Raw genomic sequence first — 18,252 nt, 5'->3', positions numbered from 1 at the left:
TCCCGGTCCCCGTCCGGGCGCCCACGGTAGGCACGCGCGGGAGGGGCGGCAAGCACGGGGGCGGGCATCCGCCGGTGGCGCACGCGGAGTTCACGGTGTCTTCACTCCGGTTCCGCATGGTCGGGCGCCGCCCGGCCCGCCGCGCGCCGGTTCCGCATTGTTCAGGGCGGCGGCCGGGCTGCTGAACAACACCACCGCGGGGTGGAATCGGTGCTCGGGGGAGTTGCGGGGTGGCGCACGCCGCGCCGCTCGTGGCCGCGCCACCCCGCAGGCGCCTCGCGTACGCCGTCAGTCATCGGCGTGCGCCGGGCTCAGGGACGGACAGACGAGGGAAGTGATCCGATGACCGCCGAGGCGACCCGTCGCCCGCCGAGCGTGACGCTGGCGGTGGTGCTGGTGATGCTCGGAACGCTCGTCACGACGACGGCGGCGACCGGCCCGGAGGAGGCGGGGACGCTGGCGCTCCTGCTCCTGGCGGTCTGCTTCTGGTTCGCGGTGCGGGCCGGCCGGGGACGGCGCACAGCCCGGACCACGGTGACCGTTCTGACGGGTGTGATCTTCGTGCTCGGGGCGACGTTCGCGTTCGAGGACGCGCTGTACGGCGGCTTCACACTGCTGCTCGGCGCGCTGCTCGCGGTCCCGGGTGTGGTCCTGCTGTACCGCCCGGCCGCCGAGGACTACGTCAGCGCCCGCGAGGACCACCTCCGCGTGCGCGAGGAGTTCGACGCGTGACCCGGCCGCCGTACGAGGGCCCGGAGCAGCCCGAGGGCGCGCGGCCGGGGCCGGACCTGCCCGGGTACTGGGACCCCGGGTGGGAGCCCCGGCCTCCCTCGGGGCCCCGGACGCCGCGTGAGCCCGACCCCCTGGCCGTCGCGGTCGGCAACGCCTCGCTGCTCGGGGCGGGTTATCTGATGCTGGGGCGCCAGTGGCTGTTCTGGGCCGGCGCGGTGGTCACGGTCGCGCTGCTGCGGCTGACGTACTCCACGGCCGAGACGTGGTGCGAGGTGCTCCTGCTGCTGTGGTGGGCGGTGATGGTCGCGCACGGCCTGTGGCTGGCGCGGCGGCATCCCGCGGCGGGGCCCCGGGCCGGTCAGCGGGTGCTCGCGCTCGGCCTCGCCCTGCCGGTGCTGGTGGCCGCCGGGTGGGTGCGGTTCGACACCCACGGCATCGAGGACGCCGTGGCGGGGGCCCGCGCGCGGGGGGACTGCGGGGAGGCGGTGGCGGCCCAGGACGGGGTGGGGTTCCGCCACCGGCTCGCCGCGGCGCCGGTGGCCGCCCGGGGTGACGCCGTGGTCGAGGCGTGCGAGCGCCTGGACACGGCCGCCGGATACCTGAGCACCGGGCTGACCGGCGACCTGGACGCGCTGGAGACCGGCTTCGGACGGCTCGGCGCGGTGCTCGGCGAGCCCGGCAACGAACGGGCGGTCGGGGCGACGCTGTCGGACTTCCTCAAGGGGCTGCCGACCGAGGACGGCTGTCGGACCATGGACATCGCGGACTGGCTGCGGGAGCGCGAGTCCGGGCCGAAGGCCCTCGACGGCCCCTCCTCGGCCACCGCGGCCCGGGTAGCTCCGGGGGCGCTCAAGGAGTGCGGTGACGCCCTGCTGGCCGACGAGCAGTGGGTGAACGCGCAGGACATGTACCAGCGGCTGCTCGACGAGCATCCCGGCGACGGCCGCGCGGACGACGCGCGCGGCGGCATCAGGAAGGCGGGCCTGGCCATCCAGCTCAGCGACGTCAGGTCGCTGGTGACGGAGGCGAAGAGCATGAGCACCGGATACTGCCGGAAACCGGCGAAGTACGCCGGGGCGCCCGCATACCGCGAGGGGAAGAGCCGCGCCCTGTTCGTCGGCGACACCGAGGCCACCAAGTACACCGACAAGCTGCCCGAGGCGTGGAAGGCCGGCGACGCGGCCGATGCCGCGCTGGTGGTGTGCGCGGACGAGACGGAGGCGGGGGACGTCGTCGAGACGTGCCAGTACCGGGACCACAACGGCCGCATCGGCAGTGTCAGGTTCAACAAGCTGGCGGTCCGGGTGAAGGCGTACGCGCTGCGGACCGGGAAGCTCGTGACCGACCGCAAGGTGCAGATGGGCGGCGAGAGCTGCCCGGGCCGGCTCGGATACTTCGGCAGTCTGCCGTCACGGATGGCCGTCACGCCCTCCGACGCCGACGTGCGCGGGGCCTTCGAGCCGGTCGTCGGGCGCTGACGGGCCGGCCGCCGGGGGCGGTTCGGGCAGGGCCAGGCGGTAGACCTGTTCCACCGCGTCGGCGACCCGGGCCCAGGTGTGGTGCCGCAGCACCCGTTCGCGGCCGTTCCTGCCGTACTGGCGGCGCAGCCGTTCCTCGGCGAGCAGTGCGCGGACGGCGTCCGCGAGGGCGCCGGGGTCCTCCGGCGCGACCAGGCGGCCGGTGCTGCCGTCGGCCACGCAGTCGCGGTGGGCGCCGACGTCGGTGGCGAGGACGGGCACCGCGCACGCCATCGCCTCCAGCGGCACGAAGCCGAACGGTTCGTGGACGGGGGTGCACAGCACCAGGTCGGCGCTGCGGAGCAGGGCGGGCATGTCGTCCGGGGGGACCGCGCCGAGCAGCCGGACCCGGTCGGCGACTCCGGTGCGGCGGGCCAGCGCGGTCAGGCGCCGTGCCTCCGGGTCGGCCGCCACGGCACCGGCCGGGGGGCCGCCCGCGACGAGGAGTTCGGCGTCGGGGACCTCGGCGAGGGCGCGGACGGCCTGGTCGTAGCCCTTGCCGGGCACCAGCCGGCCGCAGGCGAGCAGCCGGTGCCGTTGACGGCGTTCGGGGGTGCGGCCGGTGTCGGCGGCGGGGTGGAAGTGCTCGGCGTCCACCCCGCAGGGCACCACCGAGACGCGGCGGGCGGGTACGCCCAGGGCGCCGAGCGCGTCGGCCTCGTCGGTGCTGACGGCCAGGGCGCGTCGGCAGGCACGGCCGAGCAGCCGTTCGGCGCCGACGCGTTCGGGCGGGCCGCCGGTGTCGGTGCCGAGGGTGTGGAAGGTCTGCACGAGGGGGATGCCGTGCGGCCGTACGCCGGTCCGTGCGGCCAGGCCGGACAGCCAGAAGTGGGCGTGCACCACATCGGGTCCCTCCCGGGCCCAGACCCGGGCCAGGTGGGCGCCGAAGCCGCCCATGTGCGGCAGGAGCGCGTCCACGGGGAGCGCCTCCGGCGGGCCGGCCGGCACGTGCTCGACGACCACGCCGCCGGGCAGCGCGACCCGGGCGGGCAGGTCGTCGGCGTCGCGGCGGGTGTGCACCGTGACGTCGTGGCCGCGCGCCGCCAGCTCCTCGGCGAGGCGGGCCACGTAGATGTTCAGCCCGCCGGCGTCACTGCCCGGCTCGCTGAGGGGGCTCGCGTGCCCGGACACCATGGCGATCCTCATCGGGTCACCTCCTTGGGGGGCCGGTCCCGGCGCCGACGGTCGGGCGGTTCGGGGCGGTCGGGCTTCGGGGGGCTCATGCGGGCGTCTCCCGCCACGCGGGGGCGTTGCGGTGGCGCCACAGGCCGCTGAGCCGGTGCCAGGTCGCGGTGGGCGGGATGAGCGCGCTGGTGACCAGCACGGTCGTGACCTCGTGGCGGGTGCGCGGGCCGGGCGCGATGCGGGCCCAGGCGAACTCGGCCGTGCCCGCCGCCCAGCCGAGGCCGGTGACCGCCGCGGCGCGGGGCCGCCCGGCGGCGGTGAGGGCCACGGTCGCGGCGCCCGCCGCGGTGATCGCGACGTGGCGTCGGATCCGGCCCCGGGTCGCCACCGCCTTGGCCCACCAGTCGGGGCCGTGCAGTCGTCGCATGAGGGCGTCGTCGGCGTTGGCCCGCTGCTGCCCCAGGGACACCCAGCGGGCGGCGGGCGGCACGGGGTGCCGGGTGGTGCGGCGGCCCCGCCGGATGCGCCACCCGGCGTCGAGGACGCGCAGCGCGAGGTCGGCGTCCTCCCGGAAGGCGCGGGTGAAGCGTTCGTCGAAGCCGCCGACCTGCTGGAGCACCACGGTGCGATACGCCATGTCGGCGTTGGTCCAGCGGGCCCGGGCGAGCCCCGCGGTGTCGCGCTCCCAGTCGGTGGGGCGGCGCTCGCCGGGCAGCGGGACGGCGATCACGCCCTGCACGGCACCGGTGTCGGGAGCCGCCTCGGCGAGGTCCTGGATCAGCTGGCCGCACCAGTGCGGGCCGACCTGGACGTCGTCGTCGAGGAAGGCCGTCCAGGGCGCGGTGACCGCGCGGAGCCCGGTGTTGCGGGCGGCGGCGGGGCCCCGTCCGCCGCTGCGCAGGACCACCGTGCGCTCGCGCAGGTCGCCGAGGACGGTCAGCGGGTGCTCCAGCGCGCCGGGGTCGGCGCGGGGCCCCGGCCGGTCGTCGACCAGGACGATCTCGTCGGGTCCTGGACCGGTCGCGGCGGCCAGCGCGGCCAGGCAGTCGGCCAGGGTGTCGCGGACGAGCGTGGGGACGACGACGGCGTAGCCGTTCCCGGGGCCCGCGCCGCCGTGTCCGGCGCTCATGCGGCCGCCCTCCCCCGGCGCGCCGCGGTGCCGGGGCGCTTCAGCGGGTGGCGCGGGTCGTGGGAGGTGGCGTCGGTACCGAGGTTGCGCATGAGGGGTGCTCCGAGCGGCGAGGTGTCGCGGGGGTCCGTCTCGGCTTCGCGGGTGCCGCGGCGCGTTCGCCTCAAACGCTCATGGACGCACTCCGTTTCCGGACATACGTCCACATGTCACCGAGCGTGATGCCTCTGGATGGACTGCTGGTGGGCGCGGCACCGCCCGGACCGGCCGACGCCACCCCGGGGCCCGTGTTCCCTACGATCGTCGCGTGGTCACCTTCTCGCTGGAACGCACCGCCCCACTCACCCTCGACGAGGCGTGGCGGCGCCTCACCACCTGGTCCCGCCACGGCGACGCCGTACCGCTGACCCGGGTCACCGTCGAGACGCCCGGGCCCACGCGCCGGGGCACGGTGATCGTGGCCCGCACCGGCGGCGGTCCGTTCGCCTTCGACGACCGGATGGAGGTCACCGTCTGGCAGCCGCCCGGGGACGACACGCCGGGCCGGTGCCGTCTGGAGAAGCGCGGCCGGCTGGTGCGGGGGTGGGCCGAGATCGAGGTGCGCCCGGGTCCCGGCGGCCGGACCCGGGTCCTGTGGCGCGAGGAACTCGACGTCCGGCTCATGCCGTCGGCCTTCGACCGCGCGCTCGGCGGCTCGGGCCGCTACGTCTTCGGCCGCGCCGTCAACCACCTGCTGCGGCGCCCGTGAACCCGGGGTGGCGGACGAGGTACGGGCCGGCGACGAGTTCGCGCGGCGCGGCTCGCGGCGCCCGATTCCCGCGTACCGTGCCGTCATGTCTGCCAGAGCGCGCACCTTCGTCCAACTGTCCGTCGCCGGAGCCCTGTTGACGCTGGCCGTGGCGGCACCGCCCGCCTCCGCCGGGCAGGGCCACACCGTCCCGCTGCGCATCGCCACCTACAACATCCACGCCGGCACGGGTTCGGACGGCGTCTTCGACCTCGACCGGCAGGCCGCCGCGCTGCGTGCCCTCGACGCGGACGTGATCGGCCTCCAGGAGGTCGACGTGCACTGGGGAGACCGCAGTCAAGGGCTCGACGTGGCCGGGGAGTTGGCGCGGCGGCTCGGGATGCGGGTGTCGTTCGCGCCGATCTACAGCCTCGACCCCGTGACGGCGGGCAGTCCCCGGCGCGAGTACGGCGTGGCGGTGCTGTCGCGCTTCCCGATCCGGTCCGAGGCGAACCACGAGATCACGCGCCTGTCCACGCAGGACGAGAACCCGGTACCGGCTCCCGCGCCCGGGTTCGGCGAGGTGACGCTCAAGGTGCGCGGGGTGCCGGTGCAGGTGTTCGTGACCCACCTCGACTACCGGGCCGACCCGGCCGTGCGGGTCGCGCAGGTCGCCGACACGCGGCGGATCATGGCCCGGGAGCGGGCGGCCCGGCCCGGGGCACGCCAGGTGCTGCTCGGCGACTTCAACGCCGAACCCACGGCACCCGAGCTGGGGCCGCTGTGGCGGGAGCTGCGCGACGCCGGAACGGGCACCGGTGGCACATTCCCGGCCGCGGCCCCTGTGAAGCGGATCGACTACGTGACCGTGGGCAAGGGCGTGCGGGTGCGGGGCGCCGCCGTACCGGAGGAAGCGGTGGCCTCGGACCACCGGCCAGTGGTGGCGGACGTGTCGCTGACGCGCCGCTGAGTGGGCGGGGGCCCGCCCGGATTCACTGAGTCGCGGCAACGCCGACGGGGACCGGCCGACGGCACCGGAAGCACGACCGATACCCGACGCTCGTCCCCACAGGCGCCGCTGACGAGACAGGGACCCGACCGGGGTGGGCGGCGGTCCGGACGTTGCGGCGCCGGTAGGCGACCAGGTCGAGCCGGCAGAGTCAATCGCTTCGGCGGATGTGGCCGTACGCCTGCTCGTCCGTGAGGCGGCTGAGCCACGGGAACGCGCTGCTGTGCACGGCTACGCCTTCCGTTCCCTCTTGATCCGCTCCTCACGCGGCACAGTGACGGTCAGCTTGTCGGGGTCCTGGGCCGTCCATGTGAGGGCCCACAAGCAGACCTCCCGCAGGATGTACGTACCGTCCCGCTTCACGTCGGAGACGATGCCTTCCCTGCAGGCCTCCTCGTCGAAGACCTGATCCCCCACCCACGCTGTGGTCTGCTCCTCGGTCACTGTGCCGGCTCGCACTTCAGCTCGCCCCAGACCTGTTTGCCCCACTGGTAGAGATCCGTGCCCCAGCGCTCGGTCAGGGAGTCGACCAGGACGAGGCCACGGCCTCGGACCTGGTCTCCGTTGGAGTCGATCCGCATCAACGGAATGGCCTTCGAGCGGTCGGTCACCCCGAGGCGGACCCAGGTCTCGGTGGGCCGCGACACGACCACCCGGATCGAGGCGAGACGACCGTGGTCCACGGCGTTCGAAACCAGCTCCGTGATGACCACCATGGCATCGTCGATGTGGTCCTCCAGGCCCCAGGCGGCCAGAGCAGTCCGGACTAGCCTACGGGCGACGGCTGCGCTCTCCGGCTCTCGGGGGAGGGTCTCGGAGTATCCGGGGTGCCCCGTGGGGCGTGGCGTTGCCATCACAGTCATCAGGACCTCTGGGGTGCGGTTGCGGTGTGGCCTTACCTGAGTGAACGGCCAACTGCTTCCCAGGGGCAGGAAAAGTGCGCGCTGTGTGCATCCACTCCGACCGGAAATTTCTTCGTCATCCCTGCTACTGATGGGCACTCAGTCACTACCGTAGGTATGTGCAGGGGAACGAGAGCCTCGACAGCGCCATGCAGGAGAGAGGGCTCACCCAGGCCGAGTTGGCCGACAGGGTGAACGCGCATCTGATCTGTGCTGGGCACGAGGGGACGGTCAGCGACCGCACCGTGCGAAACTGGCTGACTGGAAAAACAGGGTGGCCCCATCCCCGGCAACGCGAGGCGTTAGAGGCAGTATTCGGCTGTATCGCCGGAGAGCTGGGCTTCCGCCCACCGGTGCGAAAACGACGAACCTCGAACCCTGCGGAGGACCCAGTGAGGCGCCGGAACCTCCTCACAGCCGCCAGCGGCACTACCGCCGCTGTGGCGGTCCCCTTCGTCGGAGCACCGCCGCAGGTGGGCACCTCCGATGTCCTCCGGCTCCGCAGTGGCCTGGACACCCTGATGGTCTTGGACGACACCAGGGGAGGCCATGAAGGACTGGAAGGAGCCGCGTTGGCCGGAGCCGCCGAGGCCCTGGAGAAGCAGAAGCTCGGGGCCACCCAGCGCATCCGCCTCCGGCTCTTCTCCCTCGCCGCCGACTACACCGCTACGGCCGCCTGGAGTGCCCTCGATGCCCGTCAGTCGGACCGTGCATGCGACCTGCTGGAGAAGGCCCTGTACCTGGCCGGGATTGCCCAGGACCGGGTGGCGGAGCTGAGGGTCTGGAACTCGTATGCCATGCTCGCCCACCAGCGCAGAGAGCACACGGAAGCCGTCGACTCCGCCCAGGCCGCGCAGGCGACCTCCATCACCAAGCGGGACCCGCTCTTCGCCTCCCTGGCCCACGCCCGTGCAGCCATCGGCCACTCGAACCTCGGTGATCGCCAGGCCGCCATCCGCTCTCTGGGGCATGCCCAAGAGGCTCTGGGCAAGGCGGAGCCAGACCAGCCCAGGCCGAGCTGGATGGCCTTCTACGGGCCGGCTGAGCTGACCGCGATGACGGCCATCGTCCGGGACCGGATCGGGGACGCCGCCGAGGCAGAGGCCGCCTCCCACAAGGCTCTGGGGACGATCCCCGAGCAGTTCCGCAGGAACCGGGCCCTGGCCATCGCACGACTCGCCCTGGCCCAGCTCCACCAGAGGGACATCGACCAGGCCTGCGCCACCGCCTCCAGCGTCTTCGAGCTGATGAAGGGCTCGCCGCTGCCGGGAAGGATGCGGTCCCTCCTCGGTGACTACTACCGCGACTTGATCACTCTTGCGCCGGACGCGGCAGTCGCACGAGAGTGGGGAGACCGCTATCGAGCCGAATGGAGGCGAGCTTGAGCGCCGCTGATCTGGACGTCCGCCGTTTCACCCACGAGGATCTCCCGCAGATCCGCCAGGCCCTGATCGACGTGCACGCCGACGCCTACGCCGATGCGATGGACGACGAGTTCAACCAGCGCTTCCCCTGGTTCGTGGATCACTGGGGCGGTCACCCCGGCTTCGCCTGCGTGATCGCCTTCGACTGCGGGGAACCGGTGGCCTTCGCCTACGGAGCCCCGGCGAACCCGGAGCGCGAGTGGTGGCGCGAGCACATGCAGCCCGCCCCGGAGAAGAGCCGGACTTTCTCCTTTTCCGAGTTGACGGTCCGGACGAAGTGGCGGAAGACCGGGACGGCGGAGCTGGTGAGCCGAACGCTCCTGAAGGGTCGGGACGAGGACCTCGTGGTGCTGCTCGTCGACCTCGAACACCCCAAGGTGCAGGACATGTACGAGTCGTGGGGCTTCCGGAAGGTCGGGGACCGCCAGCCCTTCCCGGACTCCCCGGTGTACGCCGTCATGCTGGCCGAGCTGCCCTTGGATAGGTGAAGCATCTCGGGATGAGGCTGCCCTGGTGGGCTTGATCATCAACCTGGAGAACTGATCAGGGCTGATGGCCCTCGTCTTCCAGAGCTGTTCGCGCCACCATGGCGAAGGCCTGGCTGTGGTCCTCGGCGACCGGCCCCGCCCCGGCCACCGTGGACCTGTGGTGGCGGACGTTCCTGCGCAGGTTCGACATCGAGCACACCTTCAGAATGATCGAGCAGACGCTCGGCTGGACCGCACCACGTGTCCGCACCCCCGCCGCGGCCGACCTGTGGACCTGGATGATCATCGCCGCGCACACCCAACTCCGCCTCGCCGAGGACCTGCGCCGCCCGGGAACGCCTGGTGAAGGCCGAACAGTTGTCTCCGGCCCGCGTCCGGCGAGGGTTTCGCAACCTCCGCCGGAAGGCGGCCCGTCCCCAGCCGCACCGAAACCGGGCAGGCCCGGCCCTGGACGCCCGCCCGGCAGCCACAACCAGCACAAGGCCCGCATCCAGAACGTCGGCAAGACCGCGAAACGCGCCGAAACAATCAAGGAACACGTACAGCAGCGTGGTTAAACGTCAAGCTTAGAACTCCTCACACAATGAGCTATCGGGAATGGCTGCCTGTCAGGGAGGCGTGGGGGTGCAGTGTGTGGCGGTTCGCGGCCGACCCGACCTGCGACGGTTACTGCGCAGGAGAGCCACACGCATGCTGTTCGGTGTCGTTCTCTGATCCCGTTGAGCAGTTCGGGACGGGGACCGGGGAGGTGGGCGGGTGCCAGGTGAGAATCCAGCCGGCGGTAAACGCCGCCGCACCGCCTGCCAGGGCGATTGCACCGCCTGTTCCGATGCCTGCGGCCACCGCGCCGAAGCAGGCCGGCCCGACGCCCTGCAGCGTCATGCTGCCGGAGCCGAGCAGACCGAAGGCCTGGCCCTGGCCATCTGGCGGTAAGGCGTCCAGGAACGGCCGTTGCAGGCCAAGACCGTAGGCAAATCCCAATCCGCAGAGCAGCAGCAGACAGGACAAGACGCCCACTCCGGGTTCGGCGGCGAAACCGACCAGCGGCAGTCCCATCAGCGCAATCAACGGGACTACCAGTCGCTCCCGGGTGGGCGGCCGTAGCAGTCGGCCCACCAGAAGGTCACCGACCAGCATGCCGACCGGCAGACACCCCATCAGCACCGCGTACCAGCCGGGCGCGAAGTTGCGTCCTCCCGCGTAGGCGACGATCAGGCCTTCCGCGCCAGCGACGAATGCGGGCGGGAGCCACTGGGCCAGCATCAGTCGTCGCACCGTGTGTCCGCGCAGCAGCAGGCCGGCCCCGTGCAGGCTTGCCCGGACGGCCCCGCCATCGCCCCGAGCGCTGCCGGGTGTGCCGCCGAACTCTCCGGGCTGCAGCCGGGGCAGCCGGATGCTGATAGCAAGCGCGCAGCCCAGGTAGAGGGCGGCGCTGACCGCGAGCGCCCGGTGCGGGCCAAGTGCCGCGACGACCGCACCTCCCAGCGCCAGACCGAACAATTGCGCGCCGGAGGCAGCGATGTTGTTCAGTGAACGGCCCAGCACATAGGCGTCGCCCTCCAGAGACTGCGCGACCAGCCGACTCGACGCGCCATGAAACACCGGTGTGGCAAGGGCGACCAGCGCCACGACACCAAGGCTTGCCACGATCGGCATCCGCACCAGGGCGAGCAGCAGGGCGGCGGCGCACGTCAAGGCATAGCCGCCGGTGATGAGCGCGCGGGGCGGCAGTCGGTCGGCCAGTGAGCCCAACAGCAGCGAGCCGAACAGCTGCGGGATGAAGCCGATACCGAAGGCCAGTGCGCTCAGCAGCGGGGATCCGGTGGCCGAAAAGACTAGAACCGAGAACGTGGTGATCCGCAGTGCGTCCGCAGTGATCGCGACGGTACGGGTTGAGAAGAGCAGCCGGAATCGCGGCTCGGCCAGCACCTCCCGGTAGGTGGCACGGTGGTTGCCCTGCGCGGGCTCGGCGGTTGAGGTCATGACGAGCAGCCTCGCGATGCGCCCACACCACTCACCAATGATTCGTCGCTGGACGAATCGGAACAGACGTCCCTCGGTAGCATGGCGCGGTGCTCCGCTTCGAAGTCTCCGTCGAGGACCTGCTGCGCAGCCGCTTCGCCCTGTCCCCCGCGATGGACCTGTGCTTCCTGCTGCGCTCGCTCACCGGCCAAGACAGGCCGCTGCCGCGAGCCTGGGCCACCCGGCTCCTGCCAGCCTTTGAACGGCTTCGCCGCGAGAGCGAACTGAACGCCGCCCTCGCCCTGCACACCCCGCAATCCGGACCGAACTTCGTCGCCCCGCCCCCGCGCGGCCTCAACCAGACCTGGGCAGACGACCTAGCCATGATCCGGGCCACACCGCTGGAAGCCGCCCGCCACGAAATCGCCGCCAACGCGACCGGCCCATCAGCCCGTGATCCCCGCGTACGCGCAGTGTTGGACTCGACGGATGCCGTCTCCAGGATCGCCGAGGCGATGAACCAGGCATGGCACGAACTGCTCGCCACGGACTGGCCGCAACTGCGCGCGATCTGTGAGCGCGACGTCGTGCACCGGGTGGGTGTGATCGGCGAACACGGATGGGCCACGACCATCGAGAGCCTGCACCCGAGCATCGCCTGGCAAGCCGGCGGTATCGAGATCGGCCACTTCCCCGAAGTCGGAACAGTCCGCCTCGCCGGCGACGGGCTCCTGCTGATCCCTTCGGTATTCGTCGCGAATATCGCCGCGCACCTGGAAACCCCCTGGCCCAGGACCTTGATCTATCGTGCCCGCGGCACCGCCGCCCTGTGGGGCGAACAGGAGAGCGTCCCCCGGCCGGATGCCCTGACCGCTCTGGTCGGCCGGGCCCGAGCCCGGCTGCTGTTGGCGCTGGACGCCCCGGCCAGTACCAGCCACCTCGCCCGAAGCCTCGCCATGGCACCTGGCGCGGTAGGAGACCACCTCGCCATCCTGCGAGACGCGGGACTGCTCGTCCGCGCCCGGTCCGGACGGTCCGTGCTCTACCGCCGCACCCCGCTCGGCGAGGCACTGGTCGTCGGTACGGGCTGAGGGCTCAGATCAGCACTGCTCTTTTGAGGCGCCGCCAGCAGAGGATTGCGCAGCCGAGGGTGAGGAAAGCCTCGTGGATGTCGTCCCGTCTCTCCCAGCGGATCCGCAAGCGGCGAAACCAGTGCAGGTGGGCGAACGCGCTCTCCACGACCCAGCGTTGGGTCCCGAGGCCAGAGCCGTGCTCGGTGCCGCGTTGGGCGATGACCGGCTTCACGCCGAGGTTCCAGACGAGCCGGCGGTACTTGTCGTGGTCGTAACCACGGTCTCCGAGTACGACGTCCGGGCGGCGGCGCGGTCGACCGCGCTTGCCGCGCACGGGTGGTACCGCTTGAAGCAGCGGGATGAGCCGGATAGCGTCGTTGCGGTTGCCAACGGTCAGGGTGACCGCGAGCGGCATGCCGGTGGCGTCGATAACCAGATGGCGCTTGCTGCCGCTTCTGCCCCAGTCAACAGGGCTTCGTCCCGTCTTGGAGCCCCCTTTCGCGCGCGGATTTGGGAGCCGTCGACTGCGGCCCGGGAGAAGTCCAGGGCGTCCGCACTGCGAAGTTTGGCGAGGAGGACCTCGTGCAGCCGGGGCCACACACCGGCCTCAGTCTACTGGGACAGGCGCCTCCAGCACGTCATCCCCGAACCGAAGCCGCGCTCCTGCGGCAGGTGTTCCCAGGCGATCCCGGTATGCAGCACGAACAGGATGCCCTGGAACACCAGCCGGTCCGGATGCCGCTTCCGCCCGGGATGGCGGGCTCTGCGCTCTACCTTCGGCAGCAGCGGCTGGATCACCGTTCACAGTTCGTCGTCGACTTCCCACCGCTTCGGCCGCGCCACTCCGCACCCCCGGATCAACAGTCCCGGAGTGATCCAACCACCTCGAAGATCATTTCGTTAGGAGTTCTTAGGCCACCGACCCGATCCGCCCCGCCGGTGCCGTCGGGCCGTCGTGGTGGATCGGGGTGTGGGCGCCGGTCAGGGAGGCGCCCGTGCCGCCGCGGCGGGTGGCGACGATCTCTGCGGCGATGGAGAGGGCCGTCTCCTCGGGGGTGCGGGCGCCGAGGTCGAGGCCGATGGGCGACCTGAGGCGGGTCAGCTCCAGGTCGCTCACGCCGACCTCGCGCAGGCGCGCGTTGCGGTCCAGGTGGGTGCGGCGCGAGCCCATCGCGCCGATGTACGCCACCGGCAGCCGAAGCGCCAGCTTGATCAGCGGGATGTCGAACTTGGCGTCGTGGGTCAGCACGCACAGCACCGTGCGCGCGTCGACCTCCGTACGCCGCAGGTACTCGTGGGGCCACTCGACGACGATCTCGTCGGCGTCCGGGAAGCGGAGCCGGGTCGCGAAGACGGGGCGGGCGTCGCACACCGTCACGTGGTAGCCGAGGAACTTTCCGGCGCGGACCAGCGCGGAGGCGAAGTCGATCGCACCGAAGACGATCATGCGGGGCGCGGGGACCGAGGACTCGATCAGCAGCGTGAGCGGTGCCCCGCAGCGCGAGCCCTGCTCGCCGATCTCCAGCGTGCTCGTGCGGCCGGCGTCCAGGAAGGCGCCCGCCTCGGCGGCCACCGTCCGGTCCAGTTCGGGGTGGGCGCCGAAGCCGCCGGCACGGGAACCGTCCGGGTGGACGAGGAGCGCGCGGCCCATCAGCTCCGCCGGACCGCTGACGACCCGCGCCACCGCCGCCGCCTCCCCCCGTGCGGAGGCGGCCAGCGCGGCGGCCAGCACCGGCCGGACGGGGTCCGCCGCCCGTACCGGTGTCACGAGGATGTCGATGACCCCGCCGCAGGTCAGACCCACGGCGAAGGCGTCCTCGTCGCTGTAGCCGAAGCGCTCCAGGACGGTTTCGCCGTCCTCGAGCGACTGCCGGCACAGCTCGTACACGGCCCCTTCCACGCAGCCACCGGAGACCGAGCCGATCGCCGTGCCCCCGGCGTCCACCGCGAGGGCGGCGCCGGGCTGGCGGGGGGCGCTGCCGCCGACGGCCACCACGGTGGCCACGGCGAAGTCGCGTCCCTGCTCGACCCACCGGTTCAGCTCTTCGGCGATGTCCAGCATCTGTCGGTCCTCCTGAGACAAGGGGTACGTGAAAGGGTTCCCGTCGTGGCGGCTAGTGCACGCCCAGCCAGCTCTCGATCGGGTTGAGGGCGAAGTAGACGACGAAGATCACCGTCAGGGCCCACATGAACGCGCCGATCTCCCGGGCCTTGCCCTGGGCGACCTTGATGGCGACGTAGGAGATCACTCCGGCGGCGACACCCGCCGTGATGGAGTACGTGAACGGCATCAGGACGACGGTCAGGAAGACCGGGATCGCGGTGGCCCGGTCGGCCCAGTCCACGTGCCGGGCGTTCATCATCATCATGGCGCCGATGACGACCAGGGCGGCGGAGGCCACCTCCTGCGGCACGATCGCGGTGATCGGCGTGAAGAAGAGGCAGGCCGCGAAGAACGCGCCGGTGACGACCGAGGCGAGCCCGGTGCGGGCGCCCTCGCCGACGCCGGTCGCGGACTCCACGAAGACGGTCTGGCCGGAGCCGCCCGCCACACCGCCGATGGCGCCGCCGGCGCCGTCGATGAACAGCGCCTTCGACAGGCCCGGCATCCGGCCCTTGTCGTCGGCGAGCTTGGCCTCGGTGCCGACGCCGATGATGGTGGCCATCGCGTCGAAGAACCCGGCCAGGACCAGCGTGAAGACGATCATGCCGACCGTCATCGCGCCGACCTCGCCCCAGCCGCCGAACTCCAGCGTGCCGAAGAGCGAGAAGTCCGGCATGGAGACCGCGCTGCCGTGCAGCTCCGGAGCGCCGTTCGCCCACTGCTTGGGGTCGATGACCCCGGCGGCGTTCAGCACCAGCGCGACGATCGTGCCGGTGACGATGCCGATCAGGATCGCGCCGGGAGTGTTCCGCGCCTGGAGCATGAAGATCAGGAGCAGCGTGCCCGCGAAGAGCAGCACGGGCCAGCCGGCCAGTTCGCCCGCGGGGCCGAGGGTCAGCGGGGTCGCCTCGCCGGCGTGCACGAAGCCGCCCTTGACCAGGCCGATGATGGCGATGAACAGGCCGATGCCCATGGTGATGCCGTGCTTGAGGGCGAGCGGGATCGCGTTCATGATCATCTCGCGCAGCCCGGTGACCACGAGCAGCATGATGACCACGCCGTACATCACGCACATGGCGAAGGCCTGGCCCCAGGTCATCTGGGGGACGACCTGGCCGGCGATGACGCCCGACACCGAGAGTCCGGCGGCCAGGGCCAGCGGCACCTTGCCGACGAAGCCCATGAGGAGCGTGGTGACCGCCGCGGCGAGCGCCGTCGCGGTGATCAGAGCCTTCTGGCTCAGGGTGTCGCCCGCGACGTCCTTGCCGCCGAGCAGGACGGGGTTGAGCAGGACGATGTACGCCATCGCCATGAAGGTGGTGATGCCGCCGCGCACCTCACGCGCGACCGTGGATCCTCTGTGCGATATGTGAAAGTACCGGTCGAGCCAAGACCGGCCGGAGGGGACGCGGGAACCCGCGCCCGCGTCCTCGGCGGTGGTCTTGGGCTCCACTGACTGCTGGGTCATGGGGCCGTCTCCCAAGGTTCAAAGGGGCACCCTCGCGGTCCGCTGGGGCGGCCGCGGGGATTTGGGATGTGCACGACGACCCGGGGGACGGCCCGAGACGAACGCATGTGGGTGGTACTTCGAGGCCCGCGAGCGGGACGGGACCCGGTCGGTGCTCCGGGCGGCGCGGAGTGTGTGACGTTCCGTGCGCCGCCCGGAGGTTCAGCTCACGCCGTGCCGGTGAGGTGTTCCGGCCGTACCGGCGTGCGGTCGAGCGCCAGCCCCGTCGCGTTCCGGATGGCCGCGAGGACCGCCGGGGTGGACGACAGGGTGGGGGCCTCGCCGATGCCGCGCAGCCCGTACGGCGCGTGGTCGTCGGCGAGTTCGAGCACGTCGACCGGGATCGTCGGCGTGTCGAGGATGGTGGGGAGCAGGTAGTCCGTGAAGGAGGGGTTCCTGACCTTCGCCGTCTTGGGGTCGACGACGATCTCCTCCATGATGGCGATGCCCAGGCCCTGGGTGGTGCCGCCCTGGATCTGTCCGATGACGGAGAGCGGGTTGAGCGCCTTGCCGACGTCCTGCGCGCAGGCCAGTTCGATGACCTTGACCAGGCCGAGTTCGGTGTCGACCTCGACGACGGCGCGGTGCGCGGCGAAGGAGTACTGGACGTGTCCGTTGCCCTGGCCGGTGCGCAGGTCGAACGCCTCGGTGGGCCGGTGCCGCCACTCCTCCTCGACCTCGACGGCCTCGCCCTCCAGGACGTCCACGAGGTCGGTCAGGACCTCGCCGCCGTCGGTGACGACCTTGCCGCCCTCCAGGAGGAGTTCGGCGGTGGCCCAGGCGGGGTGGTAGGAGCCGAACTTGCGGCGCCCGAGCTCCAGGACCTTCTCGCGGACCAGCTCGCAGGCGTTCTTCACGGCGCCGCCGGTGACGTACGTCTGCCGGGAGGCCGAGGTGGAGCCGGCCGAGCCGACCTGGGTGTCGGCCGGGTGGATGGTGACCTGGGTGACGCCCAGCTCGGTGCGGGCGATCTGCGCGTGGACGGTGACGCCGCCCTGGCCGACCTCCGCCATGGCGGTGTGCACGGTGGCCACCGGCTCGCCGCCGATGACCTCCATGCGGACCTTGGCGGTGGAGTAGTCGTCGAAGCCCTCGGAGAAGCCGACGTTCTTGATGCCGACCGCGTAGCCGACGCCGCGGACGACGCCCTCGCCGTGCGTGGTGTTGGACAGACCGCCGGGCAGCTGCCGTACGTCGGCGCCCTCGCTGGACTCCCACTGGCGCTCCGGCGGCATCGGCATAGCCTTGACGCGGCGCAGCAGTTCGGCGACCGGCGCCGGGGAGTCGACCGGCTGGCCGGTGGGCATGATGGTGCCCTGCTCCATGGCGTTGATCCGGCGGAACTCCACCGGGTCCATGCCGAGTTCCTTGGCCACCTTGTCCATCTGCGCCTCGTAGGCGAAGCACGCCTGGACCGCGCCGAAGCCGCGCATGGCGCCGCAGGGCGGGTTGTTGGAGTAGAGGGCGATGGCCTCGATGTCCACGTCGTCGATCACGTAGGGGCCGACGGCGAGCGAGGAGGCGTTGCCGACGACCGCCGGCGAGGCGGAGGCGTAGGCGCCGCCGTCCAGGACGATCCGGCACTTGAGGTGGGTGAGCTTGCCGTCCTTGGTGGCGCCGTGCTCGTAGAAGAGACGGGCCGGGTGGCGGTGCACATGGCCGAAGAAGGACTCGAAGCGGTTGTAGACGATCTTGACCGGCTTGCCGGTGCGCATCGCCAGCAGGCAGGCGTGGATCTGCATGGACAGGTCCTCGCGCCCGCCGAAGGCGCCGCCGACGCCGGACAGCGTCATGCGCACCTTGTCCTCGGGCAGTCCGAGGACCGGGGCGATCTGCTTCAGGTCGGAGTGCAGCCACTGGGTGGCGACGTACAGCTCGACGCCGCCGTCCTCGGACGGCACCGCGAGGCCGGACTCGGGGCCGAGGAAGGCCTGGTCCTGCATGCCGAAGTAGTACTCGCCCTTGACGATCACGTCGGCGCGCGCGGCGGCCGCGTCGGCGTCGCCGCGGACGATCGGCTGGCGGTGCACGATGTTGGGGTGCGGGACGTGGCCGATGTGGTGGTCGTCGCGCCCTTCGTGGACGAGGATCGCGTCGGGCGCCGTCGCGGAGGCCTCGTCGGTGATGACGGGCAGCTCCCGGTACTCCACCTTGATCTTAGCGGCGGCGCGGCGCGCGGTCTCCGGGTGGTCGGCGGCGACGATGGCGACCGGCTCGCCGTGGTGGCGGACCTTGCCGTGGGCGAGGACGGGGGTGTCCTGGATCTCCAGGCCGTAGTTGCGTACCTCGGTGGGCAGGTCGTCGTAGGTCATCACGGCGTAGACGCCGGCTGTCGCGAGGGCCTCGCCGGTGTCGATGGAGACGATCTCGGCGTGCGCGACGGTGGAGCGCAGGATCTGGCCCCAGAGCATGTCCTCGTGCCACATGTCGGACGAGTACGCGAACTCGCCGGTGACCTTGAGGGTGCCGTCCGGGCGGAGCGTGGACTCGCCGATGCCGCCCTTGGTCTGGGAACCCTGGGTGATTTTGGTGGGTGCGCCGGTGGCAGCCATG

General features: G+C 71.9%; 15 protein-coding genes and 2 pseudogenes. 8 read left to right on the top strand and 9 right to left on the bottom strand.

The genetic code is table 11. The features are described from left to right. The first annotated feature begins 342 nt into the window (after positions 1-342). Together ACFC1X_RS00895 and ACFC1X_RS00890 are read left to right on the top strand one after the other, a co-directional pair. A complete protein-coding gene (locus ACFC1X_RS00895) occupies positions 343-732 on the top strand; it encodes a hypothetical protein (protein WP_376347547.1) in 390 nt (129 codons plus the stop codon). After that, positions 729-2,210, top strand: coding sequence for a cytochrome b/b6 domain-containing protein (locus ACFC1X_RS00890; RefSeq protein WP_376347545.1), 1,482 nt, complete (start codon positions 729-731; stop codon positions 2,208-2,210). The genes ACFC1X_RS00895 and ACFC1X_RS00890 overlap by 4 nt, the downstream gene beginning before the upstream one ends. Here the strand turns inward: ACFC1X_RS00890 and ACFC1X_RS00885 are convergent. Both ACFC1X_RS00885 and ACFC1X_RS00880 read right to left on the bottom strand, forming a co-directional pair. Then, positions 2,142-3,395 carry a glycosyltransferase gene (locus ACFC1X_RS00885; protein WP_376347543.1) on the bottom strand — a complete coding sequence of 418 codons (1,254 nt, stop codon included), beginning with the start codon at positions 3,393-3,395 and terminating at the stop codon, positions 2,142-2,144. The genes ACFC1X_RS00890 and ACFC1X_RS00885 overlap by 69 nt on opposite strands. A gap of 73 nt (positions 3,396-3,468) precedes the next feature. Further along, entirely contained in the window at positions 3,469-4,503 is a 1,035-nt protein-coding gene (locus ACFC1X_RS00880) for a glycosyltransferase (protein WP_376347541.1), read from the bottom strand. A 307-nt stretch (positions 4,504-4,810) separates the two neighbouring features. Here ACFC1X_RS00880 and ACFC1X_RS00875 point away from each other — a divergent pair, with 307 nt between their 5' ends. Together ACFC1X_RS00875 and ACFC1X_RS00870 are read left to right on the top strand one after the other, a co-directional pair. Next, positions 4,811-5,251 carry an SRPBCC family protein gene (locus ACFC1X_RS00875; protein WP_376347539.1) on the top strand — a complete coding sequence of 147 codons (441 nt, stop codon included), beginning with the start codon at positions 4,811-4,813 and terminating at the stop codon, positions 5,249-5,251. An 85-nt stretch (positions 5,252-5,336) separates the two neighbouring features. Next, positions 5,337-6,200 (top strand): endonuclease/exonuclease/phosphatase family protein, encoded by an 864-nt coding sequence (locus ACFC1X_RS00870; protein WP_376347537.1) that lies wholly within the window; start codon positions 5,337-5,339, stop codon positions 6,198-6,200. Positions 6,201-6,470: 270 nt separating this feature from the next. Here ACFC1X_RS00870 and ACFC1X_RS00865 read toward each other — a convergent pair whose 3' ends face one another. Together ACFC1X_RS00865 and ACFC1X_RS00860 are read right to left on the bottom strand one after the other, a co-directional pair. Next, positions 6,471-6,683, bottom strand: coding sequence for a hypothetical protein (locus tag ACFC1X_RS00865; protein ID WP_376347536.1), 213 nt, complete (start codon positions 6,681-6,683; stop codon positions 6,471-6,473). After that, positions 6,680-7,093: an ATP-binding protein gene (locus ACFC1X_RS00860; protein ID WP_376347534.1), complete on the bottom strand. Its 414-nt coding sequence runs from the start codon at positions 7,091-7,093 to the stop codon at positions 6,680-6,682. The genes ACFC1X_RS00865 and ACFC1X_RS00860 overlap by 4 nt, the downstream gene beginning before the upstream one ends. Before the next feature lie 620 nt (positions 7,094-7,713). On the opposite strand from ACFC1X_RS00860, the gene ACFC1X_RS00855 reads away from it, so the two are divergent. The 3 genes and pseudogenes from ACFC1X_RS00855 to ACFC1X_RS00845 form a co-directional block, all read left to right on the top strand. Then, positions 7,714-8,526, top strand: coding sequence for a hypothetical protein (locus ACFC1X_RS00855; protein WP_376347532.1), 813 nt, complete (start codon positions 7,714-7,716; stop codon positions 8,524-8,526). Further along, positions 8,511-9,053, top strand: a complete 543-nt coding sequence (locus tag ACFC1X_RS00850; RefSeq protein ID WP_376347530.1) for a GNAT family N-acetyltransferase — start codon at positions 8,511-8,513, stop codon at positions 9,051-9,053. Before ACFC1X_RS00855 ends, ACFC1X_RS00850 begins: the two co-directional genes overlap by 16 nt. Positions 9,054-9,163: 110 nt before the next feature. Then, positions 9,164-9,610, top strand: a pseudogene (locus ACFC1X_RS00845) (transposase); the annotation flags it as partial. A gap of 109 nt (positions 9,611-9,719) precedes the next feature. Here the strand turns inward: ACFC1X_RS00845 and ACFC1X_RS00840 are convergent. After that, positions 9,720-11,036, bottom strand: coding sequence for an MFS transporter (locus ACFC1X_RS00840; RefSeq protein ID WP_376347529.1), 1,317 nt, complete (start codon positions 11,034-11,036; stop codon positions 9,720-9,722). Positions 11,037-11,125: 89 nt separating this feature from the next. Between ACFC1X_RS00840 and ACFC1X_RS00835 the strand changes: the two genes are divergently transcribed. Continuing rightward, positions 11,126-12,106: an ArsR/SmtB family transcription factor gene (locus ACFC1X_RS00835; RefSeq protein WP_376347527.1), complete on the top strand. Its 981-nt coding sequence runs from the start codon at positions 11,126-11,128 to the stop codon at positions 12,104-12,106. A 4-nt stretch (positions 12,107-12,110) separates the two neighbouring features. On the opposite strand, the pseudogene ACFC1X_RS00830 reads toward ACFC1X_RS00835, so the two are convergent. The 4 genes and pseudogenes from ACFC1X_RS00830 to ACFC1X_RS00815 all read right to left on the bottom strand — a co-directional run bounded on the left by ACFC1X_RS00830 (position 12,111) and on the right by ACFC1X_RS00815 (position 18,251). Continuing rightward, positions 12,111-12,886: pseudogene (locus ACFC1X_RS00830) on the bottom strand (IS5 family transposase). Positions 12,887-12,998: 112 nt separating this feature from the next. Further along, positions 12,999-14,150, bottom strand: a complete 1,152-nt coding sequence (locus ACFC1X_RS00825; protein WP_376347525.1) for an XdhC family protein — start codon at positions 14,148-14,150, stop codon at positions 12,999-13,001. A 52-nt stretch (positions 14,151-14,202) separates the two neighbouring features. Then, complete coding sequence (locus ACFC1X_RS00820) at positions 14,203-15,660, bottom strand: NCS2 family permease (RefSeq protein ID WP_376347523.1); 1,458 nt, start codon at positions 15,658-15,660, stop codon at positions 14,203-14,205. Positions 15,661-15,866: 206 nt separating this feature from the next. Beyond that, complete coding sequence (locus ACFC1X_RS00815; RefSeq protein ID WP_376347521.1) at positions 15,867-18,251, bottom strand: xanthine dehydrogenase family protein molybdopterin-binding subunit; 2,385 nt, start codon at positions 18,249-18,251, stop codon at positions 15,867-15,869. Position 18,252 lies beyond the last annotated feature (1 nt).

It is taken from the genome of Streptomyces sp. NPDC056128 (assembly GCF_042263835.1).
In the GTDB taxonomy this organism is placed as follows: Bacteria; Actinomycetota; Actinomycetes; order Streptomycetales; family Streptomycetaceae; genus Streptomyces.
This window is presented reverse-complemented; position numbering and strand designations above follow the sequence as displayed.

Excerpts from the sequence above, each read along its gene's own strand:
- ACFC1X_RS00860 (WP_376347534.1), bottom strand. The coding sequence starts at position 7,093 with ATGGCAACGCCACGCCCCACGGGGCACCCCGGATACTCCGAGACCCTC.
- ACFC1X_RS00840 (WP_376347529.1), bottom strand. The coding sequence starts at position 11,036 with ATGACCTCAACCGCCGAGCCCGCGCAGGGCAACCACCGTGCCACCTAC.
- ACFC1X_RS00880 (WP_376347541.1), bottom strand. The coding sequence starts at position 4,503 with ATGAGCGCCGGACACGGCGGCGCGGGCCCCGGGAACGGCTACGCCGTC.
- ACFC1X_RS00895 (WP_376347547.1), top strand. The coding sequence starts at position 343 with ATGACCGCCGAGGCGACCCGTCGCCCGCCGAGCGTGACGCTGGCGGTG.
- ACFC1X_RS00850 (WP_376347530.1), top strand. The coding sequence starts at position 8,511 with ATGGAGGCGAGCTTGAGCGCCGCTGATCTGGACGTCCGCCGTTTCACC.
- ACFC1X_RS00870 (WP_376347537.1), top strand. The coding sequence starts at position 5,337 with ATGTCTGCCAGAGCGCGCACCTTCGTCCAACTGTCCGTCGCCGGAGCC.
- ACFC1X_RS00885 (WP_376347543.1), bottom strand. The coding sequence starts at position 3,395 with ATGAGGATCGCCATGGTGTCCGGGCACGCGAGCCCCCTCAGCGAGCCG.
- ACFC1X_RS00815 (WP_376347521.1), bottom strand. The coding sequence starts at position 18,251 with ATGGCTGCCACCGGCGCACCCACCAAAATCACCCAGGGTTCCCAGACC.
- ACFC1X_RS00825 (WP_376347525.1), bottom strand. The coding sequence starts at position 14,150 with ATGCTGGACATCGCCGAAGAGCTGAACCGGTGGGTCGAGCAGGGACGC.
- ACFC1X_RS00820 (WP_376347523.1), bottom strand. The coding sequence starts at position 15,660 with ATGACCCAGCAGTCAGTGGAGCCCAAGACCACCGCCGAGGACGCGGGC.